General features: G+C 51.1%; 12 protein-coding genes. 7 read left to right on the plus strand and 5 right to left on the minus strand.

The window, feature by feature from the left end; translation table 11 throughout:
* Nucleotides 1–33 precede the first annotated feature (33 nt).
* The 3 genes from BCV73_RS29720 to BCV73_RS29730 all read right to left on the minus strand — a co-directional run bounded on the left by BCV73_RS29720 (nt 34) and on the right by BCV73_RS29730 (nt 3,495).
* Nucleotides 34–1,740: an RICIN domain-containing protein gene (locus BCV73_RS29720; protein ID WP_256993038.1), complete on the minus strand. Its 1,707-nt coding sequence runs from the start codon at nt 1,738–1,740 to the stop codon at nt 34–36.
* A 149-nt stretch (nt 1,741–1,889) separates the two neighbouring features.
* Nucleotides 1,890–2,963 (minus strand): hypothetical protein, encoded by a 1,074-nt coding sequence (locus BCV73_RS29725; RefSeq protein ID WP_089550457.1) that lies wholly within the window; start codon nt 2,961–2,963, stop codon nt 1,890–1,892.
* A gap of 112 nt (nt 2,964–3,075) precedes the next feature.
* The gene (locus BCV73_RS29730) at nt 3,076–3,495 is read right to left on the minus strand and encodes a YybH family protein (RefSeq protein ID WP_089549523.1); all 420 of its coding nucleotides are present in this window, start codon (nt 3,493–3,495) and stop codon (nt 3,076–3,078) included.
* Between the two features lie 119 nt (nt 3,496–3,614).
* On the opposite strand from BCV73_RS29730, the gene BCV73_RS29735 reads away from it, so the two are divergent.
* The 6 genes from BCV73_RS29735 to BCV73_RS29760 all read left to right on the plus strand — a co-directional run bounded on the left by BCV73_RS29735 (nt 3,615) and on the right by BCV73_RS29760 (nt 9,126).
* Nucleotides 3,615–3,968 carry a winged helix-turn-helix transcriptional regulator gene (locus BCV73_RS29735; protein ID WP_089549524.1) on the plus strand — a complete coding sequence of 118 codons (354 nt, stop codon included), beginning with the start codon at nt 3,615–3,617 and terminating at the stop codon, nt 3,966–3,968.
* 196 nt (nt 3,969–4,164) lie between these two features.
* On the plus strand, nt 4,165–4,983 hold the full coding sequence (locus tag BCV73_RS29740; protein ID WP_089549525.1) for a TIM barrel protein: 819 nt from the start codon (nt 4,165–4,167) through the stop codon (nt 4,981–4,983).
* Nucleotides 4,984–5,008: 25 nt separating this feature from the next.
* Entirely contained in the window at nt 5,009–6,379 is a 1,371-nt protein-coding gene (locus tag BCV73_RS29745) for an amino acid permease (RefSeq protein WP_089549526.1), read from the plus strand.
* 79 nt (nt 6,380–6,458) lie between these two features.
* Nucleotides 6,459–7,472: an SIS domain-containing protein gene (locus tag BCV73_RS29750; protein ID WP_089549527.1), complete on the plus strand. Its 1,014-nt coding sequence runs from the start codon at nt 6,459–6,461 to the stop codon at nt 7,470–7,472.
* A gap of 63 nt (nt 7,473–7,535) precedes the next feature.
* Nucleotides 7,536–8,318, plus strand: coding sequence for a fructoselysine 6-kinase (frlD, locus tag BCV73_RS29755; protein WP_089549528.1), 783 nt, complete (start codon nt 7,536–7,538; stop codon nt 8,316–8,318).
* Nucleotides 8,319–8,388: 70 nt separating this feature from the next.
* Complete coding sequence (locus tag BCV73_RS29760) at nt 8,389–9,126, plus strand: GntR family transcriptional regulator (RefSeq protein WP_076172305.1); 738 nt, start codon at nt 8,389–8,391, stop codon at nt 9,124–9,126.
* Nucleotides 9,127–9,229: 103 nt separating this feature from the next.
* On the opposite strand, the gene BCV73_RS29765 is transcribed toward BCV73_RS29760, so the two are convergent.
* Nucleotides 9,230–9,721: a pyridoxamine 5'-phosphate oxidase family protein gene (locus tag BCV73_RS29765; protein WP_089549529.1), complete on the minus strand. Its 492-nt coding sequence runs from the start codon at nt 9,719–9,721 to the stop codon at nt 9,230–9,232.
* 456 nt (nt 9,722–10,177) lie between these two features.
* Between BCV73_RS29765 and BCV73_RS29770 the strand changes: the two genes are divergently transcribed.
* Entirely contained in the window at nt 10,178–11,686 is a 1,509-nt protein-coding gene (locus BCV73_RS29770; RefSeq protein ID WP_089549530.1) for a malate:quinone oxidoreductase, read from the plus strand.
* Nucleotides 11,687–11,881: 195 nt separating this feature from the next.
* Here the strand turns inward: BCV73_RS29770 and BCV73_RS29775 are convergent, their stop codons facing one another.
* A complete protein-coding gene (locus BCV73_RS29775) occupies nt 11,882–12,241 on the minus strand; it encodes a hypothetical protein (protein ID WP_240913425.1) in 360 nt (119 codons plus the stop codon).
* Between the last annotated feature and the right edge of the window lie 9 nt (nt 12,242–12,250).

The raw sequence follows: 12,250 nt of genomic DNA on the forward strand, positions 1-12,250 counted from the left end.
GTGAAACATCATCAGGATATTCGGTATCAGGCACTAATTGATTTTCACCAGCTGCCATTGCTGGTTCAGATCGCCCCGGTAGAGATTTTGCTGAAGCTTCGCTCCATCCGCTGAGGAGGATCCGGCAACTTCGACGGCCTTGTTGCTGTTCACATTGAGGATGCTCCAGTAACCGTTGCTCAGTTTGATCAATCTGAACTGCTGTGCGGTATTTCCCAAGTCCTGCATGAGTTGGACTGCTTCGCCGTTGTTCTTCGTTCCGTTTCGGATATCCATGACTTTTTGGTCGGCCGAGCTGACGCTTCGCAGCCTGTACACGTTGTTGTAAGTCCCCAGATCATCGGCCACCCATTGCTGGGCTGTTGCATTGTTGTCTGACCACTGCTGAAGCTGCAGCCCGTTGGTATTCTGACCGCCCGGTACGTCAATCGCTTTACCCGATGCGCGGTTCACGATCTTATACGTCGAGCCGGACAGGACTCCGTTCCATATACCGTTCCAAGGGTTCAACTGCGCGCGTTCGTAATACCATTCGAAGAGGAAGCGGGCCATGCCGTCCCGTGCGGTATTGCCGTCATGTTTGAGGCCTGCGGTCGGATCGGCGAAAGAACTTCTTGTGCCGGGCTCCAGCAAAAATCCGTTCATATGCGCGGTCATGCTGACATTGCCAGCCGCTGTGAAAATAGCCTTCGTGTTTTTCCCGAAACCTTCATTAGACCCGTTGAACAGCTCCCAGTAGGAAGAATCCCCGGGTTGTGTCTTGAACCAGGTGGTCTCTGTAATGTTGATGGGATAATGATCGGCGCAGGGCTTAATATTCGTATCCCACTGCTGCTGCAGAGTCGCATAATCGTCATGGGCGCCGTACCCTGGGTACCAGTGAACGGAATACCCGACATTGTTCAAGGGATCCGTCAGCGGACTGGATGCACAGAGCTGGTAGTATTGATCCCAGCCAAGCCCCGCGGCCCATATCACGTTGTCAGCACCTTTACTGCGTATCGTGGATATGAGGGAGTTTTGAAATTTTTTAAGGGAGTTCCAGTATTCAGCGAAATTGGGTTGAGAGGGATTTCCGCCCCATTGCCCGTTGACATCGGACAGGACCGGTTCATTGATCAGTTCGAACATCACGTTGTCCGCGCTCTTGATCGCCGGTTGGGAGGCAAGGTAACCCCAGATTTCATTGAACTTGTTCAGATTGGATGGGGTGGTTGCCTGGTTGTTTGAAAGGGTAAAATCGAGACCCAGCGTGACATACAGGCCCTTTGTCTTGGCATAGGCAATATACGGAATGATGACGTCCTGCGTTACGCTCTGCAAACCGGCAAAATTATACGTCCCGGCGGCTACGTCGCCCATATCCTCCCGGTCGATAAACAGACGAACCTGATTCATATACCAGCCGTGGCTGCTGCCGTACTTGGCCGAGGTACCGGTAAAGGTATCGGTGATATCCTTCAAATAGTCCAGAATTGCCGCATGCCGGTTCCCTCCGTTCCGGTCCAGATAGTAGCTGCTGGACTGGTAGGTCCAATAGGAGCCCGAGGGCTGATGCCAACCGCTTAACAGGACGGGCTGCCCGCTGCTGTTCACCAGCTGGTTGCCGCTCACATGGAGCTTGGACATGGGCATTCCGTTCCAGGCATCCGCGGGGTGGCTGTTCATGAGCATCGGGACTACGAGCAATAGGGCTAGCAGTAACTTGATGGTCCATCTCATTTTCTTCACACGATACATCTCCTTTTTTTGATTTACGTAAAATCAATGACGGTACGAAATCACGGGGCATGATTCCATGAATGCGTTTTCAAAAAAGAGTGTATTCCAGAGGAAGAAAGAAGACAACCTGTCAAAATATGGGTAATTTTTAATGGAAAAGGGATTCCTTAAACATACATCTCCCGGGTTTCTTCTCCAAAAAATCCGGTTACGCCCTGATACTCGGCGATATCGATCCGGTGCTGCCGCATGATTTTCTGAATAAAAATAGCGTCCGCAAAGAGCATGTTGACGATTTTTTCGCACGCTAACGGGGTGTCTTTGAGATGATCGACCATATCATGAATGTCATCAAACTGAAAATAAAGGATATAACAGACATAATTCTGAAGCAGCATGCGGAAGCCGTATTCTCGATACGGGTTGGTTCCGGCATCCAAAAGAGCGTCTCTCAGCAAATCGAAAAATGTTGTTTGATGTTCCGAGTGCATCCGGAGCAGCTCATCCACGTCATTGATCAGCCGCAGTACGGTCTCGAAACCTTCTTCCGGAGGCATAAGCAGCCTGGATGATTTACCCTCAATCGATCTTAGCAGCTCCAGCGTGAGGTGTTTACCGGCCTGAATTTCGTGAGGAGTGATTAGCCATCGATCCTTATACTTATCGTGCTTGTCGCAGTAGTAATCGTGGTATAAGGAAAAATAGTGCTCTACGCGGATACCTGTTTTCGTATGAACCAAATCCCGGCCGCAGAAAGAAAAGCCGTACAGGGTTTCCTCGTTAACCGGGTGGGCATAAAGGTAGAAAAAGAAGAAAAAGTCCCTTAGCTGCTCTTTCTGCACATCATTCAACCGGGCCGCATCTGTCAACTGTCCCAATTGAAAAAAGCAGTAATGTTTCATGAAATCATTCATTGCACGGTAAGGATGGGGCCTTGCAATGGACGTCGTCGAATTGATCGTATACAGGAGAAAATAGAGGATCTGCTCATCGTAGACATCGAGGTCCGGAAAGTAACCCGAGAGCAGCGGGCTCCAGTCGGGGTTAGCCGTGTACCGGGGATCTTTTGGCTGTAATACGTCTGCCCATTCCACAAACGATTCGTCATCATGACCGGCAAAAAATAATTCGGCGCTGCCATCCTCGAAAAGGCCGTATTCAAAGCCTTCCGTGTGTTCAAGCTCGAATCCTCTATTGAATTTGATGTTCAAATATTCGTTAAATAGCGATTGAAGTGTCATTTGTTTGTTCCTCGGTTCCTTAATCATTCTGCTTACATTCGCTTGCTGGCCGCTGGCACGCTGCTTTAGAGGTTTTCGACGTGAAGCGGGCATAACCTCCTGCGAAACATCCTCAGCATGATCGTATTCGTTCCAAAATTTCGGAGCCAGAAGGGTGGTCTACGATATACCGCCAGCTTCCGTCGGTTTGCCGTCTTATCACTTCGGACGTATGTCCTTCCACCTGAGCCGGATTGCCGTTCCCATCCTGTGTATGAAGGATGAAATGGGCACGCAGCAAAGCGATATTTTCGAATGGGATGCAGTAAATGTTGCTGGACATCATGCGGCCCTGCAGCTGCAGCAAATCCTCGAGCGTTCTGCGGATTTTTTCGATTCCTTGGTCAAGCTCGCCGGCTGGGTTTATCAAAATGCTGTTTGATTCGTATAACGAAAGCAGTGCGTTGATATCGCCGGAGTTGAAGGCCTCGGCAAAAGCTGCATTCATATCCTCCGGCCGCATGACCGGATTGAAGTGCGCTGGTGGCTTCATAAGATCGCCTCTTTTCGTATAATGGAAATATACAGGTAGCTTATACGATCCTTCACCGGTATTGAAGTACGCAGAAATAGATGACGTAGTCATAAAAACCTGACCAGCAGGAGGAAAAAATGCCTTATCAGGATGGAACATTTGGTTGTCCGGTAGATGTGGGACTGCAGCTGATCAACGGGAAATGGAAACCGAAGATTATCTACGAGCTGCTTCAGCAAACGTGCCGTTTCGGCGAGCTCCACCGGCGAATTCCCGGTGTTTCCAGGCATGTGCTGACGACACAGCTGCGGGAGTTGGAAGAAGGCGGTATCGTACAGCGAAATGCATTTTTGACCGTGCCGCCAAAAGTTGAATATTCGCTGACGGAGTTTGGCCAGCGTTTGGAGCCCATTTTGGAGCAGATCATGAAAGTGGGAGAGCACTATATTTCACAGCAAAAACAGGAGGCGGCTGCTGACCCGCCAAGCTGAGTCGAGTCATGTGGATGTAAGTTATGAATACCGCTAAGCTATGTTCTTTTCTCTAAATATCCCGCAGCACCCCCTTTCTAGGGCGTGTGCCACAGCGGGATTTTTTTATTTTAAACGAATGGGTTGACATTATGTATTACTTAATTATAATACAAGACATAACAATTAAAAGCGCTATCATTTTGGGGGTGAAGCGATGGATCTTGCAGGCATGAATATTACGTACAGGCATTTTCCTTTTGAACACTTTCTCGATTCCATGACGGAGCTCGGGGTGGATCGCATCGAACTGTGGGCAGGTGAGCCGCATTTCTATGTGTATCGGGGCGGCCTCAGCCAAGTAAGGCGCATCCGTCAGGAACTTCGCTCCAGGCAGATGAAGGTGGTCTGCTATACGCCGGAACAGTGCATGTACCCTTACAATCTGGCGGCATCCGACCCGGATCTGCGGCAGAAGAGCGTGGATTATTTTATCGAAAATATGTACGCCGCGTTGGAATTGGACTGCAGCATGATGCTGGTCACCTCAGGGATCGGAGACTTCCATCTGTCTGAGGATCAGTCATGGACTTACGCAGCCGATTCGATCGGCAGGCTGGCCCGGGTGGCGGAGCAGGAAGGCGTGACGCTTGCTTTGGAGCCCTTGACCCGCTTTGAGTCGAACTTGATGACGGATGTCAAGGGAATCCGGAAATTGCTGGATGAGATAAGGTCCCCGGCGCTTCAGGGAATGATCGACTCGGTAGCCATGCATCTGGCCGGCGAAACGCCGGAGGATTATTTCTCCGTACTGCTGGACTTGTGTCATTTTCATCTGATCGACGGCGACGGAACTTCGGATGCGCATCTGGCTCTGGACGACGGGACACTGGATTGGAGAGGGTATGTCACCGACCTTCAAAGCCGGGGCTACCAAGGGACCTGCACGCTGGAGATTATGGGACACCGTTATTATCAAAACCCGCACGAGACGGTTAAGCAATCCATTCAAAAAGTTAGGGAACTGGGCATCTGATCATTCGGATTGGGAGGAACTCACGATGAGTATTGGCACACTTACAAGAAAGCTGGGCTTCTGGTCAGCCTTGGCCTTAGCGGTGGGAACAACGATCGGCTCCGGAATCTTCGTCTCGACCGGGGATGTGGCAAGGGCTGCGGGTCTGCCTTCCATGTCTATCCTGGCCTGGATTATCGGCGGCGTTATTGCCATCCCGCAGGTTATGGTGCTGGCCGAGCTGTCTACTGCTTACCCGGAAAATGGAAGCGGTTACGTGTATCTGAACAAAGCGGGTTGGCGGCCGCTTGCCTTCCTGTACGGATGGGCGACGTTCTGGGCGCTCGATCCTCCGTCCATCTCGATCATGGCACTCGCGATCGTCACTTATCTGGCAAGCTTCTTCCCGTTCTTTAGCGGGATTGCGGGCAAGCTCCTGGGCATTGCCATTATTTTGTTCATTACCTCCATTCATTACCGCAGCGTAAAGGAGGGCGGCCGCTTTCAAGTCATCATTACTTTGCTCAAGATCATTCCGTTCCTCATCGTCATCGCGCTGGGCTTGATGTATATGAATTATGATCACTTTTCGTATACTCCTGCGGCGGGAACGCACAGCGGCAGCCTGATCGGCGGAGTGTCGGCCACAACCTGGGCGTATACGGGAATGGCGTCAATCTGCTTTATGGCAGGGGAAATCCGGAATCCGGGGAAGGTGCTGCCGAAGGCACTCATCAGCTCGGTGCTGATCGTTCTTGGTCTTTACACGCTGCTGTCTGTTTGCATTACCGGTTTAATGCCGTTTGACAAGCTGATGGGCTCCAGCGCCGCCGTGTCCGATGCGGTCAGCTACATCCCGGGGTTCTCCGGCATCGCCTCGTCTTTCGTGGCAATCACAGCCATTATCGTCATCCTCGGCGCGTTAAGCTCTTGCATCATGTTCCAGCCGCGTCTTGAGTATGCCATGGCCAAGGACGGGCTGTTCTTTCAGCGCTTTGCGAAAGTCCATCCCAAGCACGAAACGCCGAGCTTCTCGATTCTGGCCCAAGTTACGTATGCCTGCATTCTCGTCTTTTTCAGCGATTTAACCGCACTGCTGGGTTACTTTACGCTGATTCAGCTGGTGATTAACATCCTGGACTTTGCTGCGATTTATAAGTGCCGGAAAAGAGAGGACTACAAGCCGATCTACCGCATGCCTTTCTGGAGAATCACAACGGTGCTGGCGATCTTGGGCGCAGCCTGGCTGGCGTGGGGAACCTTCACCTGGGCTCCGCTCGAGGGGATGATTGCGGCGCTGATCGTGATCGTCACCGGCCTGCCTGTCTATTACTATTGGGAAAAGAAATACGGACGCCATCGACACCAGGACAGCAGCCCCCCAATGATAGCCCAGCCCGCAAAAAAAGAATTGTAAGTTTGGTAATATCTAATTATAATACAAGACATAACAAATAGAGGGGCGGCAACCGCTCCAGCACAGGAGGGAACGCTACATGTTTAATTTTGACGAAGAGCTGTTTCTAAGATTGGTGGAAAAGGAAGGCCTCGCTCACCGAAGCCAGATTGAGGACATCGTCGACGGGATCTGCAGCAAAGGCTACAGCAACATCTTCATGATCGGCGCGGGCGGTACCATCGCGATGATGTACCCGTATGAATATATCCTGAAATCGAGCTCCAAGATCGACGTGCACGCCGAAATCGCCGCTGAATTTCTGGTGATGAACAACAAGCATTTCAGCAAGAATTCCGTGTGCATCTTCACCTCGGTATCCGGAACGACGAAGGAGACGATCGAGGCGATCGAGTACTGCAAAGAGCGGGGTGCAACGACCTTTGCCCTGGTGGCCGAGCCGGACACGCCGATCACGAAGCTGGTCGATCACTGCATTACGACCGGGTCGGAGAAGCACTCCTTCGATACGTTCTTCATGCTGCTGTACATGGTCGTATTCCGGTTCATGTATAACAATAACGAGTTCCCTCAGTATGAGCAATTCACCAAGGAAGTCGCCCTGCTGCCGCAAGCCATTCTGGATGCCGTCAAAGCGTTTGATAAGCGGGCCGAGGCCTTTGCCGTTGAGCATAAAGATACGAACTACCATATGATGGTCGGCTCGGGGAACCTGTGGGGCAACACCTATTCCTATGCCATGTGCGTGTTGGAAGAGATGCAGTGGATTCCGGCCAAGTCCATCCATGCGGCTGAGTTTTTCCACGGTACCCTGGAGCTCGTCGTAGAAGATACAAGCGTCATTCTGCTGAAGGGTGAGGATGAAACGAGACCGCTGGCGGACCGTGTGGAACGATTTGCCGAGAAGGTCACCAAACGGCTGACGGTGATCGATACGAAAGATTTTGTGATGGAAGGGATCAGCGATGAGTTCCGGAAGCATTTTGCCGTGAGTATCAACTGGGCGTTGCTGAGCCGGATCAGCGTCTATCTGGAACGCGAAAGAAACCATCCGCTGACTTTGAGACGATACTATCGCAAGATGGAATACTAATACGTACGGGGAGCGCTGCCCATCCCGGCAGAGCTCCTTCCTTACACGGGAAGGTGAGACAAGATGCGAATCGTTACAGTCGGAGACAATTGTATGGATGTCTACCGATCCTCGGGGAAAGCCTGTCCTGGAGGAAATCCGGTAAACGTAGCCGTCTATTTGACCGAACTGGGTGCGGAGACAGCCTATATCGGCTGGGTGGGCAACGACCATTATGGGGAGATTATGGTTCAGGCGATTCGGGGCAAGGGCGTAGATACGTCCAGGGTCTCGGTCCAAGAAGGCCGCACGGCGGTGACCTACGTCGATATGGTAGGCAGCGAAAGAAAGCTGGGCGATTATGAAGAAGGCGTGATGGCTGATTTTGCCTTGAACTCCGAGGATCTGCGCTTTACGGAGTCATTCCAGCTGGTGCACTCCGCGATTTGGGGCCATGCCGATTCGTATTTCGATAATTTTAAGGAAAAAGGACTGCTGACTTCCTTCGACTTTGCCGATAAGCTGGATCATGAGCTGGTGACGACACTGACGCCATACGTGGACTATCCGTTCTTGTCCTATACACAGGATGACGAACATATCCGCCGCCTCATGAGGGAGATCAAGGACCGGGGCTCCAAAATCGTCGTAGCCACGCTTGGAGAAAACGGTTCTTTGGCCTACGATGGAGAACGGTTCTACAAGCACGGAATTACGGAGGTGGAGGTAGTCGATACGCTGGGAGCGGGTGATTCATTTATTGCCGGATTTATATACGGTATTCTGAAAGGGCTTCCGGTCGCAGCCTGCTTGGAGCAGGGCGCAGATAAAGCCGCAAAGACGATCAGCTACTTTGCTGCATGGTGACTGGACGTAGCCATCAATGTATAATAGAGAGATACAAATTTGATCATTGATGGATAAGGATGAATGTTCAATGAATTTGAATCCTTCAACCCCTCAGCCGCTGTACATGCAGATCAGGCAAATGTTGAAGAATGATATACAGCAGGGGCGCTACAAACCGGATGAGCAGATCCCGACAGAGGCCGAACTTTGCGATATTTATAGCGTGAGCCGGATTACGATCCGCAAGGCGATCGAGGAGCTGGTCCGGGAAGGGGCGCTGACCCGGATTCCACGGCGGGGGACGTTTGTGGCCTCCAACAAATTCCATAATGAGCTGCTGTCTGTAAGCGGATTCTCCGAATTCAGCCATCAGCTTGGGATGATTCCGAATTCCCGGATACTCAGGAGCGACGTGATTGAAGCGACCGAAGACGTGGCCAGGTATCTTCGCATCGATGCGGGCAGCCCGGTGCTCGAGCTGGAGCGGCTTATGTACGTCAATGACCGTCCGCTGTTTTACGACATCGCGCATTATTCGCTGACACGCTTTCCCGACCTGGAGAAGAAGATTACTACGAACGAATCGACGTATAAAATTCTGTCCGAGGATTACGGAACGGAAATCGTTAGCAACGATAAAGAGATCGATGTGATCGGCGCGACCAAGGAGTATGCCAAGCTGCTGGAATGCGACATCGGGGCGAATCTGTTCCGAATTTTAAAAGTGGCCTTTGACGCCAAGGATGAGCCGGTGCATCTCTCTACCTTCATGTGTGAGACCAACCGGGTCACGCTGACGGTTCACCGGGCGAAGCAGGGGCAGTAGACTTAGGGCTGAACGCTCATGCGGACAGGGACGGGCGGACACTGCACTGTGATCTGAAAATAAAAACGGACGCGGGTTAAGAACCGGCGTCCGTTTTTTTATCCTAATCCAATTCCACAGTTCGATTCATATTGGTGCCTTCGTTGCTTTTACCCATCAGTCTGCGGAACAGGAACCGGGCCATTTTGAACTTGTTGCCGGCATCCCAGTACTCGGCTGCTTCAGCCTGCACCTTGATGAGCACAAGGTTCGGATCGTCATAGTTCGTTTCCAGCAGCTGCTCGTAAACGGGGTTCCACAATTCCTTCAGCTTTTCGGTGCTGTTCACCAGCTCAGCTTCACCGCGGATGGAGACGAAGGACTTGCCGGCATAGGCCACGTTGACCTGCCGGTTTTGCAGCAATTCATGGAACTTCTCAGTGTCTTTCTTGGTCAGGAACCACAGGTCGCCGTCGAATTCGATATCCTGGGTCTTCATGGGACGTGAAACCAGCCCTTCTTCCGAGACGGTCGTCAGCATGGCTGTGTCGATGCCCTTAATCAAATCGCGTACTTTCTCGATCGCTTCTTGGTTGTCCGGAGTTGGATTTGTCATTTTGTTCACCTTTTCCTAGTGTGTGTTTTTATTAGTATTACACTTATTTATACGCTGCCAAACCAAGAGAATTGGGCTGACTCCACTCCTGATTTGAATCCCCTTATGCACAAGCCTATACCTAGACCCCCGAGGTTCATCGCGTCTTAACGGAGAAGGTATTTCCGAAGCAGACTGAGGATGCTTACCACAGAGGGGTGGGCAAATTCACCAGATTAGGAGACGATCCCATGACCAAAGCCGCGATTCCGGTACGCTGCCGGGCGATGGCCTTTGGTTTTTTGTTTATTTCCGAGCTGTTCGCACGACAATCATTTAACACTCCAGAGAATAGTGCTATACTATAAATTAAGTAATCATTCATCAGAAAAGGTGGATAACCGGGTCGCACTCTGGCTTGCCTCTTGAGAGCGCCTACATCTTTTCTTCAAATACTAGCGTGTAAGGACGGTAATTATGAGCAACAGACAAACCGATACAGACGTTATCTTAATTGGTGCCGGTATCATGAGTGCGACTTTGGGGACACTGTTGAAAGAATTAGTACCGAACTGGAAAATTACAGTGTTTGAGAAGCTGGCAAGCCCGGGAGAGGAAAGCTCGAACGAATGGAATAACGCAGGAACGGGGCATGCCGCCTTGTGCGAGCTGAACTACACATCCGAGAAACCGGATGGTTCCATAGATATCAGCAAAGCGATTAGCGTCAACGAGCAATTTCAGGTTTCCATGCAGTTCTGGTCTTATCTGGTCAAAAGCAATTTGATTCGCAATCCGCAGGACTTTATTATGCCGCTCCCGCATATGAGTATGGTTCAGGGGAAAGAAGACGTGGCATTTTTGAAGAGACGTTTTGAGACGATGTCCAAAAACCCGCTGTTTCAAGGGATGGAATTCTCCGACGATCCGAAAAAACTGATGGAATGGATTCCGCTCATTATGAAGGACCGGACCTCGGATGAACCGATCGCGGCCACCAAAATGGACTCGGGAACGGACGTCAACTTTGGCGCTTTAACGCGTATGCTGTTTGAGCATTTGAAGAGCAAAAACGTTGGTATTCATTACAAGCACAGTGTGGACGATATTAAACGCAACAGCGATGGCGCGTGGGAATTGAAAATACGCAATTTGAGCAGCGGCAGCGTCGAACGCCATACGGCGAAGTTCGTCTTTATCGGCGGTGGCGGCGGAAGCCTTCCGCTCCTTCAGAAATCCGGTATCCCGGAAGGGAAGCATATCGGCGGATTCCCGATCAGCGGGCTCTTTATGGTGTGCAACAATCCGGAAGTGGTAGCGCAGCACCATGCCAAGGTGTACGGCAAGGCCAAAGTAGGTGCGCCGCCGATGTCGGTGCCGCATTTGGACACCCGTTTTATCGACAATCAGAAGTCGCTGCTCTTCGGACCGTTTGCGGGCTTTTCGCCAAAGTTCCTGAAGACCGGTTCCATGTTCGATTTGCTGGGTTCGGTTAAGCCGAACAATGTGCTCACGATGCTGGCTGCAGGCGCCAAGAACCTGTCGCTGACCAAGTACCTGATCCAGCAGGTGATGCTGTCGAAGGAAAAACGTATGGAAGAGCTGCGTGAGTTCATCCCGAACGCCAAGAGCGAGGATTGGGATATGCTGGTGGCCGGCCAGCGCGTGCAGGTCATCAAAGATACGGAAGCTGGCGGCAAAGGCACGCTTCAGTTCGGTACGGAAGTCGTGACCGCCGCGGACGGATCCATTGCTGCCTTGCTGGGAGCTTCTCCGGGGGCCTCCACCGCCGTTTCCGTCATGCTCGAGGTCATCGAAAAATGCTTCCCTCAGCATGCGAAGGCGTGGGAGCCGAAGATTCGGGAAATGATTCCGTCTTATGGCGCGCCTTTGATGAAAAATCCGGGGCTGATCCGCGAAATTCATACGTCGACGGCACGCACGCTCGGTCTCAACCGTGGATTGCATTCGGCCAACGTGATGTAAATATAGCGATATGATAAGAAAAACGTCTATCGACGTACCTTCAAGAAGACAGACCGCGTTTAACTGAAGTTTTTCTTGCGATTATAGAATGGTTCAGCTTCGCTGAAATTTATAAATTCTATAATCTTAAATAAAACGGCCTTCACCCTGAGCTTTAAGGGATGAGGGCCGTTTTGCATTTGCAGAGGACACCGGTCAGGGTACGTAAGCACCGACGACTTCAAACTTTGGCTCGCCTGCGATCGTCATATACTTCACTTCAACGACGCAGCCTTTCTGAAAGGAGGGAATATTCACGATCGGGATAAACGTTTTGACGATGGTATGATGAGATTCGCCATCCGGCTTGGTGACGGTTAAATCAAGCAGTACCTCCGGTTGATTATTGAGCTGCGCATTCGTCTGTTGAATGGAATTGATGACGGCTTGCGCGGATGTGCCGTTTGTGAGGATGGTTTTGCGCTGCGATAGCCCTTTACGTTGACGGGTTACTGTCTTGATGGCAAAAGTGATCGTCAGTGAGGCGGTAAGTAACGAAAAGATAATGATGATCATAACAATTGT

The organism is Paenibacillus sp. SSG-1 (genome assembly GCF_002224835.1).
GTDB classification, from domain to species: Bacteria; Bacillota; Bacilli; order Paenibacillales; family Paenibacillaceae; genus Paenibacillus_AQ; species Paenibacillus_AQ favisporus.

Coding starts and splice junctions, on each gene's coding strand:
- BCV73_RS29720 (WP_256993038.1), bottom strand. CDS start 1,740: ATGTATCGTGTGAAGAAAATGAGATGGACCATCAAGTTACTGCTAGCC.
- BCV73_RS29725 (WP_089550457.1), bottom strand. CDS start 2,963: ATGACACTTCAATCGCTATTTAACGAATATTTGAACATCAAATTCAAT.
- BCV73_RS29730 (WP_089549523.1), bottom strand. CDS start 3,495: ATGAAGCCACCAGCGCACTTCAATCCGGTCATGCGGCCGGAGGATATG.
- BCV73_RS29735 (WP_089549524.1), top strand. CDS start 3,615: ATGCCTTATCAGGATGGAACATTTGGTTGTCCGGTAGATGTGGGACTG.
- BCV73_RS29740 (WP_089549525.1), top strand. CDS start 4,165: ATGGATCTTGCAGGCATGAATATTACGTACAGGCATTTTCCTTTTGAA.
- BCV73_RS29745 (WP_089549526.1), top strand. CDS start 5,009: ATGAGTATTGGCACACTTACAAGAAAGCTGGGCTTCTGGTCAGCCTTG.
- BCV73_RS29750 (WP_089549527.1), top strand. CDS start 6,459: ATGTTTAATTTTGACGAAGAGCTGTTTCTAAGATTGGTGGAAAAGGAA.
- frlD (WP_089549528.1), top strand. CDS start 7,536: ATGCGAATCGTTACAGTCGGAGACAATTGTATGGATGTCTACCGATCC.
- BCV73_RS29760 (WP_076172305.1), top strand. CDS start 8,389: ATGAATTTGAATCCTTCAACCCCTCAGCCGCTGTACATGCAGATCAGG.
- BCV73_RS29765 (WP_089549529.1), bottom strand. CDS start 9,721: ATGACAAATCCAACTCCGGACAACCAAGAAGCGATCGAGAAAGTACGC.
- BCV73_RS29770 (WP_089549530.1), top strand. CDS start 10,178: ATGAGCAACAGACAAACCGATACAGACGTTATCTTAATTGGTGCCGGT.
- BCV73_RS29775 (WP_240913425.1), bottom strand. CDS start 12,241: ATGATCATCATTATCTTTTCGTTACTTACCGCCTCACTGACGATCACT.